The following is a 15,087-nucleotide window of genomic DNA, read 5'->3' on the forward strand; positions in this document are numbered from 1 at the left end:
GCCGTTTCCGGATTCGGCTGCCATTTCGGGATTCCGTAGCCGTTTTGGGAAATTCCTGCCGGTCCGCAGTGGCAGGGATTTCCCAAAACCGTCGATCCTGGCCAAACCGAACGAATTTCGGGTCGCGTTTACCCAGGCTGACAAGATCCAACGCGACTACTCGACTATCAGGCGGGCCGGGCCATCGGACGACTGCAGTTAAACACAAAAGCAGGACGGGAAACCCGTCCTGCTTTTGTAAGGCAGATCAGTACAAGTACTGAACCAAAGTCTCTAGATTAGAGCGCCTGGATGTTCGTAGCCTGGGGACCCTTGGGGCCCTGCTCGGTATCAAAGGAAACCTTCTGGTTCTCGTCCAGGGACTTGTAACCATTGGAGTTGATAGCGGAGTAGTGAGCGAACACGTCGGCGCTTCCGTCATCCGGCTCGATGAAGCCGAAGCCCTTTTCGGAGTTGAACCATTTTACTGTACCTGTAGCCATTTTAATATTCCTTCTGGATTGAAGCGATTCCCGACTTTCGGGGAGCTTCAGTCGCGGTGTTCCTTACCGCTTTTACAGAAAAGCGGCTAGCCCGTTTGGGTTTCGCCACTTGAAATACAAAATGCGCAACAACCAACAACTGAGTATGACTCTACACCACATTTGCCCAAAGGGGTAACCGGCCTCCGCGCCGGTCATTTCCAGCCCTGCCCCGGACGGCCTTCAGCGGGCCGGAGACCCCGCCGGGAGTCCGCTTATCCGGGCAGCAACAGGTGGGCCGGGATGCTGCCCTTGTCCGTGATTCGGCTCAGGAGCACGGGGTCGATGAGTTCCCCGCGGCGCAGAACGCTGACGTCTCCCGTGGGTTCCAGAATGACCAAACCGACTTCGGAGAAGTTCCGGATGCCCGCCTGGCGCAGTTTGAAGTAAACCTCGTCCTCCACGATTCGGGCCGCACGGAGGCCGGACGCCACGACCTGGTCTCCGGCCATCAGCAGAATCGGTGTGCTCGAAAGGTAGGCGCCGCGCCTGGTCCGCCGCAGGAGGGCCTCGAGCCGGAACAGCGCAAACATGGTCGCCAGCGCAATGACGCCGGCGGCCAGCGTGGGGGTGTACCCCAGCACGACGCGCCCCAGCACCGATCCGAAGGCAATGACGATGGCCTTGTCCATCGTTGACCAGCTGGCCAGTGCGCGCTGTCCGGCCAAGCGGATGAGGACGAAAAATGCCGCATAGATGCCAAATGCCGACAGGACGACCCAAAGTCCTTCCAACGGCGTGATTCCCAGATTGTGCCACCACACGATGTTCTCCTCACGATGCATGGCCGGGACCGGAGTGCGGTTCCGGACAGTCAGCGGCGTCAATAACACCGGGAGGGCGGGGCTGGCATTGCGGAGGAGGGCGCCGGAGACGGCCGCTGGCCGTAGGGAAAATGCTAGCCGTGGAGCGGTGGCGGCAACAGGCCCGGGAGCAGCCCAGGGGCCGGTTCGACGACCACGACGACGGCGGCAGCGGCAGCGGCGGCCAAGCGCCGGCTACCGCCGTCGTCGTTGCGCTACCGCTCCGCTGCCGGCCCGGCCATGGCCTGCACCGCGCGGTAGGCGAAGACCATTGCTGTGCCGAGCGGGATGCCGGGACCCGGGTAGAACCGGCCGGAGAAGGAGGCACTCGAGTTGCCCACTGCGTAGAGCCCCGAAATCGGCTCTCCGCTGCCGGTGAGCACCCGGGCGTCCTTGTCCGTGCGCAGGCCGCCCTTGGTGCCCAGATCGCTGAGCACCATCCGCGCGGCGAAGTACGGCGGCTGATCCAGCGCCACGAGGGCAGGATTGGGTCCATGCGAGGGATCCGCGAAGAAGAGGTCGTAGGGGTCCTCGCCTCGGTGGAAGTCCTCATCGACACCGGCGGCGGCGAATCCGTTGAACCGCTGCACGGACTCCGCCAGTGCGTCGGCGGGAAGGCCGGTGCGTTCAGCAAGTTCGCCCAGCGACTCGGCCTGGATCCAGGTTCCGGCGGCAAGGTGCTCGGCGGGCGGCGTGTTGTCGGGCCGCATGATGGCGGGCAGCTGGCCGCCGAAGCGGGAATCGAAGATGAACCAGGAGGGAATGCGATCCGCCGCGGCGGCGGCCATCTCGCGGCCCATCTGGTCGTACGGCAGGGACTCGTTGGCGTAGCGTTTTCCGTTTCCGTCCACCATGAGACCGCCGCGGAAGCCGAGGGTGAACGCAGCTTTTCCTGAGGGCTGCTCCGTTCCGGGGCACCACCACGCCTCATCCATCAGGTCGACGGCGGCTCCGGCCTCCTGTGCGGCCCGGATGGCCGTCCCTGTGTTGGCGCTGCGCGGAGACATGCTCCAGCTGGCGGATCCGGGGGTTCCGTTCTCCCGGCGCATCTGTTCGTTGCCCTCAAAGCCCCCGGCACCAAGGAGCACTCCCGATGCGGCGCGCAGGCGCTGCGGGCCGTCGGCGGTGTCCACCGCCACTCCCAGGACCTTTCCGTCCTCGACGATGAGATCCGTCATCGCCGTTCCGGTGCGGACCACGCCGTTGCCGGTGTTCGTGAAGGCCAGCAGCAGGCGTCCGATCAGGGCCTGGCCCGCGGTGAGCGGACCGTCCGGATGCTGTTCCCCGCGGTTGTCACGGTCGATGGGCGGGCGCACCAAGTCGGCCAGCTCGCCGATTTCCTCCCGCGGAAGAGCCACGGGCATCATGGAGCGTCCCAGATCCATCCTTCCCGGACCCGCAAAATAGTCGGGGAAGGCGGTCCAGCGGAATTCGAGCGCCGGATCGTGTTCAAGCGCCTTGACCAGTTCCGGCGCGGTGGCCAGAAAGGCCTCCCGGCGCTCGGCCTGTTCCGTGCCCAGCAGGGACTCCAAATAGGCGGCCGCCGCCTCGGTTGAATCCTCGACTCCGGCCCTCTCCTGCACCTGGGTGCCCGGAAGCCAGCAGGAGGCCCCGGCGTAGCTCGAGGCTCCGCCCAGGAGGTTGGTTTTCTCCACCACCACCGTTTTCAGCCCGCGGGAGGCCGCACTGAACGCTCCAGCCATGGCACCTGCCCCGGAACCCACCACAACGACGTCGAATTCGCCGTCCCAATCCTGCCTAGCTGTCTGGCCGCTTGCCATGGTTTCCCTTTTCGTCGTCGCCGGTGGACCGCAGGCCTCCGTGCAAGCTTCCGCAGGCAGGCCTGCCCTCCAGATTCTCAGCCGGAAAAAACAAGTGTTCCCCCTGTCCCACACATCGGGACTGGCCGTCCTGCGCCCGTGCGCGTGTGCGTAGATTCAAGTTTCGAGACGTTCGACTCCGAATATCCGAAGGGACGAATTCCGCATGAGCATTGTTGAGTCAGACCAGGACCAAATCAGACAGATCGAAACCGGCGAAGTACGCACGCGGTTCGCCCGCGGTTGGCACTGTCTGGGCCTGGTGGAGAAGTTCAAGGACGGCACTCCGCACACCATTAACGCGTTTGGCCAGAAGCTCGTGATCTTCAGCGGGGAAGACGGCAAGGTCAACGTCCTCGACGCCAATTGCCGCCACTTGGGCGGGGACCTGTCAAAGGGCACGGTCAAGGGCAACGAGATTGCCTGCCCGTTCCACGACTGGCGCTGGGGCGGCGACGGCCGCTGCAAGGCCATTCCGTACAGCCGCCGCGTTCCGCTGCGCGCCCGGACCAGCACCTGGCCGACGCTCGAACAGGACGGGCTGTTGTTCATCTGGAACGACCCGGAAGGAAACCCGCCGCCGGCCGACGTCGTCATCCCCCGGATCCAGGGCGCGCAGGATGATGGCTGGACCAAATGGGTCTGGAACGAACTTGTGGTCAACACCAGCACCCGTGAAGTCATGGACAATGTTGTCGACATGGCTCACTTCTTCTACATCCACGGAAACTTCCCGACGTATTTCAAGAACGTTTTCGAGGGCCACATTGCCACGCAGTATTTCGACGGGAAGAGGCGTGAGGATCTTGCCCCGCCGAACCCCGATCCCGCTGCCCCGAAGATGGTGAAGACCAGTTCAGTGGCGTCCTACTACGGCCCTTCCTTCATGATCGATGACCTGACGTACGTCTATGAGAACTTCGACATGAAAACCGTCCTTCTCAATGCGCACTACCCCATTGATGAGAACTCCTTTGTGCTGATGTCCGGCATCATCGTGGAGAAGAGGCCGGAGCTGGTGGGCGACCCCGACGAGATCGCGGCCACCCAGGCGAAGCACATCCTGCACGGCTTCAACCAGGATGTGGAGATCTGGCAGAACAAGGCCCAGATCGACAACCCGCTCCTGTGCGAGGAGGACGGCGCCGTCTACCAGCTGCGCCGCTGGTACGAGCAGTTCTTCGTTGACGTTGCCGATGTCACGCCGGAGATGACTGACCGCTTTGAGCACGAGCTGGACACCAGCAGGCCCAATGAAAGCTGGCAGAAGGAAGTGGCGCAGAACCTGGCGCTGCGCAAGGCTGCAGCGGGACAGCTGATCTGATGACAGCACCCTCCGATGTCAGGCTCATAGACACCCCGATGCAGCCGCTGGGCTGCGGTGAATGTGCCGCCACCGTGCTGGTCCGCAAGTCGGATTGGCAGCAGACCAGCATCCAGTGGAACGCGGCAGCCCAGAATGCCTGCAGGGAACGACCGCTCTCCTGCCGCGGGGACAATCCCGCCGAACAGTTCGCCGGCTGCGAGACGCTGGCGGCCAGCATCCGCCAGGCCTCGGTGGAAGGCAGGATCGAAGTCGTCTATCGGGACGAGCTCGATCAGTAGGTCCCGGAAGCACGCAGCTCCAAGAAGGCAATACAACAAAGAAGGAGGAGGGCCGGATTTCCGGCTCTCCTCCTTCTTCGTGTGTGTTCAGGCTTCGGGGCCCTACTCGTCGTACGTAACCCTGACCTTCGCGCTGACGGGGACCGCCTGGCATGCCAGCGTGTAGCCCTCGCGGAGGTCCGTGTCATCCAGAACCTCGTTCTTTTCCATCCGCACCTCGCCTTCGAGGACCCTGCAGACGCAGGCGCTGCAGGCGCCCTCCCGGCAGGAGAACGGTGCGTCGAGGCCGGCGTTGAGCAGGACGTCCAAGAGACGGTTTCCGCCGGGCCAGGCCACGGAGCTGCTCTGGCCGTCCAGCTGCACCTCCACAACCGCGTTCTCCCCCGTTGTGTCGTCGACGACGACGGCCACGGGGGCAAAGGGATCAGTCCCCAGCGACGTAAAGCGTTCGATGTGGATCCGCTCCGGCGGCATGCCCAGCGTGTTCAGGGATAACGCGACGCAGTCCATGAACGGTCCCGGGCCGCAGATGAATACTTCCCGGTCGGTGTACGGAGCAGCCAGGGCACCGATGGACGCTGTGTCGGGCAGGCCCTGAACGGTTCCCAGCCAGTGAATGACGTTGAGCCGGCCCGGATGCGCTTTGGTCAACGCGATGAGCTCCTCGCGGAAGATCACCGACGATTCATCCTGGTTGGCGTAGATCAGGGTGATGAGCCCGGTTCCCCCGGCCAGGGCTGACTTGATGATGGACATCACCGGGGTCACCCCGCTGCCGCCGGCAAAGAGGAGGAAGTCAGTGGTCAGCGAGTGCGGAGTGAAGGTACCGGCGGGACGCAGGATGTCCAGCACGTGTCCTTCCACCACGTTGTCGCAGAGCCAGTTGGAACCGTAGCCCTCCCGGGTTCGCTTGACGGTGATTTTCAGCTTTTCGTCCTGCAGCGGGGAGCTGCACAGGGAGTAGCAGCGGGCGGCGCCGGACGGCCGCTCACTCGGTATCCGAACCGTCAGGAACTGTCCGGGCTTGTAGCTGATGGTTTCCCCGCTGCCGCCCGCAGGCTCCAGCACCAGTGTGTGCGCGTCAGCTGTTTCGCGGATCACCTCAACCACCCGCACCTGCAGCGGGGTGGCCGCCGGCGCGGCGTTCGCCGTCACGGTCTCCGTGGTCGCGATCTCCGTGGTCACGGTGTTCACTGCCGCACTCTTTACGCTCGTCATAGCTTCGTTCGTCATCGCATTGCTCGTTTTCGCATCGTTCGTCATCGTATTGCTCGTCATCGCATTGTTCACTCTGGAACCTCTTCCCGCCGCAGGAACGCGAGGACTGTGCTCTCGAAGGCCGCCTTCTGCTCGATCATGGCCCAGTGGCCGCAGTTGGGGAACACATGCAGTTCCACATCGGGAATGGTCCGCAGCGGAACAAGCACACCGTCCAGCGGGGAGACGCGGTCATCACGACCCCAGGTGATCAGGGTTTTGGCCTTGAGCTTGTGCAGCTGGGTCCAACCGGGAGCCGCATCTGAAGCGGCTGCCGCAGCCGCCGTCGCCTTCATTGCCGCCCTGCTGTACATCTTCCGCGCACTGGCCAGGGTCAACGGATCCGTCGCCTGCTGCCAGCGCTCGTTGATCAGTTCCTCAGTGACCAGCTCCTGGTCGTAAACCATGGACCGCAGCCACTGAACCAGCCGTTCCCGCGTGGGGTCCTCGGTGAAGGCGATCAGGAGGTTGATGCCTTCAGCGGGCGAAGGGCTGAAAATGTTCACGCCCATGCCACCCAGGGTCACCAGGCGGCGAACCCGGTCGGGATGGCTGATGGCGTACCGGGTGCCGATCATGCCGCCCATCGAGTTGCCGATGATGTCAACGCGGTCCAGGCCCAGGCCGTCGAGGAAATCGGTGACCGCTTGTGCGCCCGCCTGCATGGGATGCAGGTCAGTGGCGTCGCTGACGCCGAAGCCCGGAAACTCCAGCACGTAGCAGCGGAAGTGCTCGGCGAACGCCGGAAGGATGCCCCCGAAGTTCCGCATGCCGGTCACCCCGGGGCCGGAACCGTGCAGGAACACCAGCGGCGGTCCGTCGCCGGCTTCGTGGTAGCGCAGCACCCCGTGCTCCGTCTGCAGCTCGCGCAGGGATGATCCATCACTGATCGGGGCCGTCTTGCCCGGCTCGTGGCGAAGGTCCGTGGTCATTTCTCAGGCTCCTCGATGTGCGAATCTCTTCGGTCTACGAGAACCATAAACAGTGCCCGCTCGGGCCGTTGCACGGGTCTCGATGACCGGGATAAATCGGGGCTGCGACAGGCCGGGCGGCAAATCCCGGTGACTGGGACATTTCCCGCTCCCCCGGGGGAATCGCGCCTAGATTTTGCATAAGTGGCGGTCTGCGCCCCGGAGAGAAAGCGAGAAGCGATCCAATGACGATTACCGCATGTTCAGACGTGCTGACCGAGCGCGGGGAGGAGCTTCGCTCCTTCGCACAGATCAATGAAGATCTGGGCAAACTCAGTGACGGCACCGTTGACATCCTGCGCCAGTCCGGGGTCATGAAGCTGCTTGCTCCGGTTGAATACGGCGGCACCCGGGCGCATCCGGCGGACTTCGCCGAAACGGTCATGAAGATCGCCAGCCTTGACGGAGCCGCGGGCTGGGTTGCCGGCGTCGTCGGCGTCCATCCCTGGGAGCTGGACGTCATGTCCCCGAAGCTGCAGGAGGAAATCTGGGGAGCTGACCAGGACACCTGGGTCTCCTCCCCCTACGCGCCCATGGGCGTTGCCACCCCGACCGACGACGGTTACCGGCTCAGCGGACACTGGCAGTTTTCCAGCGGCACGGACCATGCCTCCTGGGTCATTCTCGGGGCGTTCCTCGGCGACAGCGAGGGCAAGCCGGCCGTCCCGCGCCAGTCCCTGCACGTCGTCATTCCCCGTGCCGACTACACGATTGTCGAGGATTCGTGGGAGGTCGTGGGACTGCGGGGCACCGGCAGCAAGGACGTCATCATCAAGGACGTCTTCGTCCCGGAATACCGCGTGCTGAAGCAGGCTGACCTTTTCTCCGGCAAGGTGGCCCGTGACGCGGGCAAAACCGAGCCGATCCACCGGATCCCGTTCTACAGCCTGTTCCCCCTCGGCCTCACCGCCGCGGTCGTGGGCATCGCAGAGGGTGCCTTGCAGGCCCATCTGAACTACCAGCGCAACCGCCAGCAGGTCAACGGTTCCAAGAGCACCGATGATCCGTACAGCATGTATGCAATCAGCGAGGCCGCCGGCGAGATCCGGGCCTCCAGGACGGCGCTGCTGGACAACATCAACAGGATCTATGACACCGTCGCAGCCGGCCGCGAGGTCACCCTGGAACAGCGGGCGGTGGGCCGCCGGACGCAGATCCAGGCAGCCTGGCGTGCCACTGCCGGAATCGACGCCATCCTCTCCCGCTCGGGCGGCAACGGACTGCGCCTGAACAACCCCATCCAGCGCTTCTGGCGCGATGCGCACATGGGCCTGGCCCACGCCATCCATGTGCCGGGCCCCAACTACCATGCCGCCGTCCTCACGGAGCTGGGCATGGAACCGCCGGCCAACCTGACCGGCATGGTCTAGGCGCCTCCCCCCATTTGGCAGCAACACCCAAAAGTAAAGCGAGGAATGACATGACGCATATCCGAGGACTGGGCTATCTGAAAGTCCAGACCCAGCACATTGACCGCTGGCGCGAACTGACCCTCGACGGCCTGGGATTCGCTGAGGCGAAGGGCCCGAATCCGGAGGGCCTGTACCTGCGGATGGACGAACGCGAAGCCCGCCTGATCGTGCTTCCGGGCGACTCCGACAAGGTCCTGGCAGTGGGTTGGGAGGTCCGCGACCAGTTCGCGCTGGCCGCCGTGGCCAAGGATGTGGAAGCAGCGGGTTTCCCCGTCACCTGGCTCAGCGAAGAAGCCTCCGACGAGCGCGGCCTGGAGCAGGTCATTACCTTCACCGATCCCGGCGGCACCCCGGTGGAGATCTTCTTCGGCCCCCGCCTGGACCACAGCCCGGTGCTGACCGGATACGGACAGAAGTTCATCACCGGGGACCACGGCATGGGCCACGTGGTGCTGCCCACCACCAAGATGGAGGAAACCACCTCCTTCTACACGAATGTCCTGGGCTTCCTGCCGCGCGGCGCCGTCCGCCTCGGAGCGCGCCGTCCGGCCGTTCGGTTCCGTTTCTTCGGGATCAACCAGCGCCACCACAGCCTGGCCATCGGCCCGGCACCGCACGGCGAAGCGCCGGGACTGGTCCACCTGATGGTGGAGGTCGAGGACCTGGACACCGTCGGCCGCGCCCAGGACAAGGTCAACAAGCTGGGGTTCACCCTCAGCGCGTCCCTGGGCCGCCACACCAACGACAAGATGGTCTCGTTCTATGTCCGCGCACCCGGCGGCTGGGATATCGAATACGGCACGGCCGGAATGCTCGTGGACGAGACGTATTACACGTCCGAGGAGATCACCGCCGAAAGCTACTGGGGACACGACAAATCAGCGAGCGAGCCCTACGCTGCGTTTGTGCCGCCCCAGACCGTTTCCGCTAACTAGCGGTTCGCCCGGAACAGGTCTGGCGGAGAGGCAGAGCGCGGGAGACCGCCCCTGTTTCTCCCCCGGACCTGGCTTTCCTGACTTGCTTGCCTTTCCTTCCTGACGACCCTCCCCCGACAAGGACCCGCGATGACAGCTTCATCCCTTCCCGGCACCGTGGGCAACGACGCGGGCAACGGCACCGTGGGCAACGACGCCGGAATCACCGACATCGAACAGATCCGTCGGCTGACGCACGAGTACGCCGGCAACCTCGACGGCGGCCTGCTGGACGAACTGGTGTCCCTGTTCACCGACGACGGAGTCTGGGACGGCAGCGGCTGGGGAATCCCGGCGATTCAGGGCACGAAGGCTCTCCGGGAGTTCTTCGCAGCGACCATGGCTTCCAACGCCGGCACCTGTCATCTGACGTCCAACCACATCATCACCATTGACGGAAATTCCGCCGCCTGCACCGCGTACTTTCACGCCTTCGGCCGGCGCCTGGACGGCAGCCTCAACGATTCCCTCGGCATCTACACCGACGAGCTCGTTCGGACCGCGCAGGGATGGAAGTTCAGCCGCCGCTCGGTTCGCGGCATGCTGACCCCGCCGGCCGCCGGCAGCTGACCAGTACATGCCCGCGCCCGGCAGCGAAATACTCGGCACAGAAACGCTACTGGCTGGGAAACAGAGCCTCCGACACCTGGCGGGCGGCGTCCATGACCAGCGGGGCCACCCGTTCGATGGGATCGGAGCACGTCCCCACCAGCGAAATGCTTGCCACCGGTTTCCGGCGGCTGCGGATTGCGGCCGCCACGCAGGCGATGCCCTCGTAGCTCTCGCCGGATTCGAAGGCCAGCCCGCCGCGCTGCCGGATGCGGTGAAGCTCGGCGTAGAGCGTGCTCGAATCGCTGATCGTCCGTCCGGTCGACGGGGGCAGGCCGTTCTTGAACAGGTCATCCACCTGCTCGGGATTCAGCCAGGCGAGCATCGCCTTGCCCAGTGCCGTTGCATGCGCCGGAGCGATGCCGCCCACGCGCGACGGAACCAACGTGGCCGAGCGGCCGCCTGCTTTATCCAAGTAGTGAATGTTGGCTCCCTTGAGGACGGCAAGATGCACCACCATCCCGGTGCGCATCTGCAGGCTGTGCAGCAGCGGTGCAGCCTCGGCACGGATCCGGCTGTTTCCATCATCCAGCCCGCTGAACTGCAGTGACCGCCAGCCCATTCCGTAACCGTCGGGGGTGTGTTCGAGCCAGCCCAGCTGAACCAGCTGGTCCAGGATCCGGTGTGTTGTGGACCGGGGAAGACGCGTCCGGGTAGCAATCTCGTCGAGCAGAAGCCGAACCGTCCGGGACTCAAACGTCTCCATGATCAGCGTCATTCTGGCCGCCATGGCCGGAGGCGGTGCGCTTGCCGGTGACGGCCAGGCAACTGCCGAAGTGCTTCGTGAACTCGTGGAAACACTCATCGGGACCGCCCGAAAATACGAGCCACACGTCGCAGTGGCACCAAGTGACAGACATTCATTGGCTGTAAAACCTCCTTGGCGCAGCTAACCAATAGCGGGACAGCCGAAGCTGCGGCGATGTGAGCTGCAGCACATCGTGGGTTCACTGTACACATCACTACAGGCCTCCGACAAACTGCCGCCACCCGCTGCCATCCCGCTCTCCGGGACTGCCGCGCCGTCGCACGCACCACCCAAGTGATACTGGAGCCCTCATTTGGGAGGACTAATGACGGCAACCATCGAAACAGCACCTGCTGATACGGCCGGTCTTGAAGAACTGGCCGCGCGTTTGCGTCGCGCCGAACGGGACGGCGTGGTGATCGATCCGATTCACGATGCGCTTTCCGCCGGCGGGATCGGCGCCGCCTACGCAGTGCAGCGGGCAAACGAGGACGTGTGGATCGCGGAGGGCCGACGGGTGGTCGGCCGCAAGATCGGCCTCACCTCCAAGGCGGTCCAGTCCCAGATGGGCGTGGACCAGCCCGACTTCGGCGTCCTGTTCGCCGACATGTGCCTTGCCGACGGTGAAATCCTCGCTGCCGGCGAGGTCCTGCAGCCGCGGGTGGAAGCCGAGGTGGCACTGGTCCTGAAGAAGGATCTCGTCGAACCGGACACCACCCTGAGCGAACTGATAGCGGCCGTGGACCATCTGCTGCCCGCCATCGAAATCGTCGGCTCGAGGATCCGGAACTGGGACATCTCCATCCTGGACACCATCGCCGACAACGCCTCCAGCGGACGGATCGTCACCGGAACGCGCCCGGTGCTGCCGTCGGCGCTGGACCTCGCGGTGGCCGGCATGGTCATGGAGGTCAACGGCGTGGTGGAATCCGTGGGCTCGGGCGCCGCCTGCCTCGGCCACCCCTACCGGGCGGCGCTTTGGCTGGTTCGGCGCATGGCACAGCTGGAGCGGCCGCTCCGGGCCGGACAAGTCCTGATGACAGGCGCCCTCGGTCCCATGGTCGCCTTTCCCCCAGGCGCCAACGCAGTTGCAAGCATTCAGGGACTTGGACAGGTCCGCATCAAACATGAGGAGAACTAGTGGGCAACAACGAACGCTGGCCGGTGGCCATCATCGGCTCCGGCAACATCGGCACCGATCTGATGATCAAGGTAATTCGCGGGTCCGAACGGCTGGAAATGGGAGCCATGGTAGGAATCGATCCGGATTCCGACGGGCTCCGGCGTGCGGCCGGGATGGGCGTTCCCACAACGGCCGACGGCATCCAAGGTTTGCTCGACCTGCCCAACTTCAAGGACATCAAGGTTGTCTTTGATGCCACCAGCGCCTCGGCCCACCTGACCAATTGGGACCTGCTGAAGGACACCGGCGTGCGGGTGCTGGACCTGACGCCGGCCGCCGTCGGGCCCTATTGCGTCCCCGTGGTTAACCTCGAGGACCATCTGGACGAACCCAACCTGAACATGGTGACGTGCGGCGGCCAGGCGACGGTGCCCATGGTGGCCGCAGTCTCGCAGGTGGCACCGGTGCGGTACGCGGAAATCGTGTCCTCGGTTGCGTCCCGTTCCGCCGGGCCCGGCACCCGGGCCAACATCGACGAGTTCACCGAAACCACCTCGCAGGCACTGGTCGAGGTGGGCGGTGCGGCCGAGGGCAAGGCCATCATCATCATGAACCCGGCCGAGCCGCCGATGCTGATGCGCAACACCGTGTACTGCCTGGTGGAGGGCCAGCCTGACCATGCCGCCATCGAGGCCTCAATCGGCGCCATGGCCGCAGCGGTGCAGAAATACGTTCCGGGCTACAAGCTCAAGCAGGCAGTGCAGTTCGAAACCTTCGCCGGAGACACCGCGCTCCACATGCCGGGCTCGGGGAAATTCGAGGGCACCCGGGTGACGGTGATGCTCGAAGTGACCGGCGCTGCGCACTACCTTCCCGCCTACGCCGGGAACCTGGACATCATGACCTCCGCAGCAATGGCCGTGGCCGAGCGCTGGGCCGAACGCGGCGGGGTCCAAAAGCGCGGCGAAGAACCAGGCACAACCCCGGCAATGCAGGAGGCATCAGCATGAGCAGGCTCTACATCTCCGACGTGACCCTGCGGGACGGCATGCACGCCATCCGGCACCAGTACACGGTGGACCAGGCGGTGGCGATCGCCACCGCGCTCGACGCCGCCGGCGTCGCCTCCATCGAGGTCGCCCACGGCGACGGCATCAACGGCTCCTCCTGTGTCTACGGTTTCGGCGCGCACACCGATCTGGAGTGGATCTCCGCCGTCGCGGCCGCCGTCAAGCAGGCCAAGGTCGCCACGCTGGCGCTGCCCGGCATCGCCACCATCCATCACCTCAAGGACGCGAACAGCGCCGGCGCCTCGGTGGTGCGCATAGCCACCCACTGCACCGAAGCCGACGTGTCGGCGCAGCACATCGGCGCCGCCCGCAACCTGGGCATGGACACCGTGGGCTTCTTGATGATGTCCCACATGATCCCGCCGGCGGAGCTGGCCAAGCAGGCGAAGCTGATGGAAAGCTACGGCGCCACCTGCGTGTACGTGGTCGACTCCGGCGGCGCGCTGACCATGCCGGGCGTGGCCGAACGGGTGGACGCCTTCCGGCAGGTACTGGATCCGGCCACGGAGATCGGCATCCACGCCCACGAGAACCTCTCGCTGAGCGTGGCTAACTCCCTGACCGCCGTGGAGCACGGCGCCAACCGGGTGGATGCCTCGCTGGCCGGCATGGGTGCCGGCGCCGGCAACGCTCCGCTGGAGGCGTTCATCGCCGCCGCTGACAAGTTCGGAATTGACCACGGCTGCAACCTCCCGGCCCTGATGGATGCCGCCGATGACCTGGTCCGTCCGCTGCAGGACCGCCCGGTCCGGGTGGACCGGGAAACCCTGTCGCTTGGCTACGCCGGGGTCTACTCCAGCTTCCTGCGCCACGCCGAGACCGCCAGCACCCGGTACGGAATCCCCACCACCGACATCCTGATGGAGCTGGGCAAGCGGCGGATGGTGGGCGGCCAGGAGGACATGATTGTGGACGTGGCACTGGATCTGCTGGCCCGGAACTAGCCCGAAAATGGTTTGGACAAAGGAAATACGATGACCGAAATCAGTATCGGAGAACAGCGTGCCGCCACCGGCGATCCGCTGACGTTCCGCAATGTGCTGGGCCACTTCCCCACCGGTGTGGTCCTTATCACCGGCATTGCCGAAGACGGCGCGCCCGTGGGCATGATCGTGGGTTCCTTCACCTCGGTGTCCCTGGATCCGCCCCTGGTTGCATTCCTGCCCACCGTGGCCTCGCAGACCTTCCAGCGGCTGCGGACCGCGAAGGCCTTCTGCGTGAATGTGCTGGCCGCGGACCAGGAGGACCTGTGCCGCCGGTTTGCCGGCCGGGCCGCCGACAAGTTCGACGGCGTGCCCTGGCAGCCGTCGCCGCTGGGCGCGCCGGTGCTGGACGGCGTCGTCGCCTTCATTGATTGCACCTTCGAATCAATCAACGACGCCGGGGACCACCACATTGTCATCGGTGCCGTGTCCGAGCTGCAGGTTTGCCGGCCGGTGGCACCGCTGCTGTTTTTCCAGGGCGGTTATGGAAGATTCGCTCCGCTGTCGCTCAGCGCGCCCTTCGAGGCGGACCTGATAACCGGTGTGCGCCTGGCCGAACGGGGCCGGGCGGAAATCGACCGGCTGGCGGCCACGCTGTCCGTGGAGTGCACCGCCATGGCCGTAATCAGCGACCAGATGGCAGTCAATGTTGCCACTGCCGGAGCTTCCGACGCCGAAGCACGGCTGGGCGAACGGATTCCGCTCATGCCGCCCTGGGGCGAGCTCTGCGTTGCCTGGGAAGATGCCGCGGCGGTTGACCAATGGCTGTCCCGGGCGCTGCCCAGCGACGAATGCACGCAGGAGCAGTACCGTGAGCGCCTCGAAGCAGTGCGGCGCCGCGGCTGGTCGTTGACAATGCGCGGCGACTACCGGGACGAACGGATCATCGAGGCCCTGCGCGAGTACTCCTCTGGCGGCTACACGCCGGCCCAGGAGCGCGACATCCGCGAGATCATCTCCCGCACCTCCAGCAGCTACGCGCCGGTCACCCTTGAGCCCGGGCAGACCTACGACGTCGACTCCCTGCTCGCGCCGGTGTTCGACGCGGCCGGGAAGGTCCGGCTGGTCCTGCGTATCGCTAACCTGCCGAGCTCCGCCCCGGCGGAACGGATCCTGGCCTGGGCCGAGGAGTTGCTGGCCGCCGCCCGGACGCTTGGCGCGGCCGCCGGCAGCCAACCCTGATCGGCGCCC

Annotated in this window: 15 protein-coding genes; 9 read left to right on the top strand and 6 right to left on the bottom strand. The window is 65.1% G+C overall.

Features of this window, described 5'->3' with window-relative positions:
- Nucleotides 1–278: 278 nt before the first annotated feature.
- The 3 genes from QNO00_RS13180 to QNO00_RS13190 form a co-directional block, all read right to left on the bottom strand.
- Nucleotides 279–482: a cold-shock protein gene (locus tag QNO00_RS13180; RefSeq protein ID WP_104055090.1), complete on the bottom strand. Its 204-nt coding sequence runs from the start codon at nucleotides 480–482 to the stop codon at nucleotides 279–281.
- A gap of 254 nt (nucleotides 483–736) precedes the next feature.
- Nucleotides 737–1,285, bottom strand: a complete 549-nt coding sequence (locus tag QNO00_RS13185) for a DUF421 domain-containing protein (protein WP_284024815.1) — start codon at nucleotides 1,283–1,285, stop codon at nucleotides 737–739.
- A gap of 254 nt (nucleotides 1,286–1,539) precedes the next feature.
- Nucleotides 1,540–3,105 (bottom strand): FAD-dependent oxidoreductase, encoded by a 1,566-nt coding sequence (locus QNO00_RS13190; RefSeq protein ID WP_284024816.1) that lies wholly within the window; start codon nucleotides 3,103–3,105, stop codon nucleotides 1,540–1,542.
- A 205-nt stretch (nucleotides 3,106–3,310) separates the two neighbouring features.
- Here QNO00_RS13190 and QNO00_RS13195 point away from each other — a divergent pair, with 205 nt between their 5' ends.
- The gene (locus QNO00_RS13195) at nucleotides 3,311–4,468 is read left to right on the top strand and encodes a 3-ketosteroid-9-alpha-monooxygenase, oxygenase component (protein ID WP_229964568.1); all 1,158 of its coding nucleotides are present in this window, start codon (nucleotides 3,311–3,313) and stop codon (nucleotides 4,466–4,468) included.
- The gene (locus tag QNO00_RS13200) at nucleotides 4,468–4,749 is read left to right on the top strand and encodes a hypothetical protein (protein ID WP_284024817.1); all 282 of its coding nucleotides are present in this window, start codon (nucleotides 4,468–4,470) and stop codon (nucleotides 4,747–4,749) included. Before QNO00_RS13195 ends, QNO00_RS13200 begins: the two co-directional genes overlap by 1 nt.
- Before the next feature lie 102 nt (nucleotides 4,750–4,851).
- On the opposite strand, the gene QNO00_RS13205 is transcribed toward QNO00_RS13200, so the two are convergent.
- On the bottom strand, nucleotides 4,852–5,982 hold the full coding sequence (locus QNO00_RS13205; RefSeq protein WP_284024818.1) for a 2Fe-2S iron-sulfur cluster-binding protein: 1,131 nt from the start codon (nucleotides 5,980–5,982) through the stop codon (nucleotides 4,852–4,854).
- Nucleotides 5,983–6,035: 53 nt separating this feature from the next.
- Entirely contained in the window at nucleotides 6,036–6,938 is a 903-nt protein-coding gene (locus tag QNO00_RS13210; protein ID WP_229964565.1) for an alpha/beta fold hydrolase, read from the bottom strand.
- Between the two features lie 224 nt (nucleotides 6,939–7,162).
- Between QNO00_RS13210 and QNO00_RS13215 the strand changes: the two genes are divergently transcribed.
- The 3 genes from QNO00_RS13215 (at nucleotide 7,163) to QNO00_RS13225 (ending at nucleotide 9,933) form a co-directional block, all read left to right on the top strand.
- Nucleotides 7,163–8,347, top strand: coding sequence for an acyl-CoA dehydrogenase family protein (locus tag QNO00_RS13215; protein WP_284024820.1), 1,185 nt, complete (start codon nucleotides 7,163–7,165; stop codon nucleotides 8,345–8,347).
- 50 nt (nucleotides 8,348–8,397) lie between these two features.
- Nucleotides 8,398–9,324: a VOC family protein gene (locus QNO00_RS13220; protein WP_229964563.1), complete on the top strand. Its 927-nt coding sequence runs from the start codon at nucleotides 8,398–8,400 to the stop codon at nucleotides 9,322–9,324.
- Nucleotides 9,325–9,453: 129 nt separating this feature from the next.
- Nucleotides 9,454–9,933: a nuclear transport factor 2 family protein gene (locus QNO00_RS13225; protein ID WP_284024821.1), complete on the top strand. Its 480-nt coding sequence runs from the start codon at nucleotides 9,454–9,456 to the stop codon at nucleotides 9,931–9,933.
- Between the two features lie 46 nt (nucleotides 9,934–9,979).
- On the opposite strand, the gene QNO00_RS13230 is transcribed toward QNO00_RS13225, so the two are convergent.
- Nucleotides 9,980–10,690, bottom strand: coding sequence for an IclR family transcriptional regulator (locus QNO00_RS13230; RefSeq protein WP_284024822.1), 711 nt, complete (start codon nucleotides 10,688–10,690; stop codon nucleotides 9,980–9,982).
- Nucleotides 10,691–11,045: 355 nt separating this feature from the next.
- Here QNO00_RS13230 and QNO00_RS13235 point away from each other — a divergent pair, with 355 nt between their 5' ends.
- Genes QNO00_RS13235 through QNO00_RS13250 form a run of 4 tightly spaced genes read left to right on the top strand, consistent with a single transcriptional unit; the run spans nucleotide 11,046 to nucleotide 15,078 of the window.
- Entirely contained in the window at nucleotides 11,046–11,861 is an 816-nt protein-coding gene (locus tag QNO00_RS13235) for a 2-keto-4-pentenoate hydratase (RefSeq protein WP_229964560.1), read from the top strand.
- Nucleotides 11,861–12,853: an acetaldehyde dehydrogenase (acetylating) gene (locus QNO00_RS13240; RefSeq protein ID WP_284015412.1), complete on the top strand. Its 993-nt coding sequence runs from the start codon at nucleotides 11,861–11,863 to the stop codon at nucleotides 12,851–12,853. Before QNO00_RS13235 ends, QNO00_RS13240 begins: the two co-directional genes overlap by 1 nt.
- On the top strand, nucleotides 12,850–13,857 hold the full coding sequence (dmpG, locus tag QNO00_RS13245; RefSeq protein WP_284024823.1) for a 4-hydroxy-2-oxovalerate aldolase: 1,008 nt from the start codon (nucleotides 12,850–12,852) through the stop codon (nucleotides 13,855–13,857). The genes QNO00_RS13240 and dmpG overlap by 4 nt, the downstream gene beginning before the upstream one ends.
- A 30-nt stretch (nucleotides 13,858–13,887) precedes the next feature.
- A complete protein-coding gene (locus tag QNO00_RS13250; protein WP_284024824.1) occupies nucleotides 13,888–15,078 on the top strand; it encodes a flavin reductase in 1,191 nt (396 codons plus the stop codon).
- The last annotated feature ends 9 nt before the right edge of the window (nucleotides 15,079–15,087 follow it).

This window comes from Arthrobacter sp. zg-Y1219 (assembly GCF_030125545.1).
Lineage (GTDB): Bacteria > Actinomycetota > Actinomycetes > Actinomycetales > Micrococcaceae > Arthrobacter_B.

Coding starts and splice junctions, on each gene's coding strand:
- QNO00_RS13205 (WP_284024818.1), bottom strand. CDS start 5,982: ATGACGAACGAAGCTATGACGAGCGTAAAGAGTGCGGCAGTGAACACC.
- QNO00_RS13235 (WP_229964560.1), top strand. CDS start 11,046: ATGACGGCAACCATCGAAACAGCACCTGCTGATACGGCCGGTCTTGAA.
- QNO00_RS13195 (WP_229964568.1), top strand. CDS start 3,311: ATGAGCATTGTTGAGTCAGACCAGGACCAAATCAGACAGATCGAAACC.
- QNO00_RS13225 (WP_284024821.1), top strand. CDS start 9,454: ATGACAGCTTCATCCCTTCCCGGCACCGTGGGCAACGACGCGGGCAAC.
- QNO00_RS13180 (WP_104055090.1), bottom strand. CDS start 482: ATGGCTACAGGTACAGTAAAATGGTTCAACTCCGAAAAGGGCTTCGGC.
- dmpG (WP_284024823.1), top strand. CDS start 12,850: ATGAGCAGGCTCTACATCTCCGACGTGACCCTGCGGGACGGCATGCAC.
- QNO00_RS13210 (WP_229964565.1), bottom strand. CDS start 6,938: ATGACCACGGACCTTCGCCACGAGCCGGGCAAGACGGCCCCGATCAGT.
- QNO00_RS13220 (WP_229964563.1), top strand. CDS start 8,398: ATGACGCATATCCGAGGACTGGGCTATCTGAAAGTCCAGACCCAGCAC.
- QNO00_RS13190 (WP_284024816.1), bottom strand. CDS start 3,105: ATGGCAAGCGGCCAGACAGCTAGGCAGGATTGGGACGGCGAATTCGAC.
- QNO00_RS13200 (WP_284024817.1), top strand. CDS start 4,468: ATGACAGCACCCTCCGATGTCAGGCTCATAGACACCCCGATGCAGCCG.
- QNO00_RS13250 (WP_284024824.1), top strand. CDS start 13,888: ATGACCGAAATCAGTATCGGAGAACAGCGTGCCGCCACCGGCGATCCG.
- QNO00_RS13215 (WP_284024820.1), top strand. CDS start 7,163: ATGACGATTACCGCATGTTCAGACGTGCTGACCGAGCGCGGGGAGGAG.
- QNO00_RS13230 (WP_284024822.1), bottom strand. CDS start 10,690: ATGACGCTGATCATGGAGACGTTTGAGTCCCGGACGGTTCGGCTTCTG.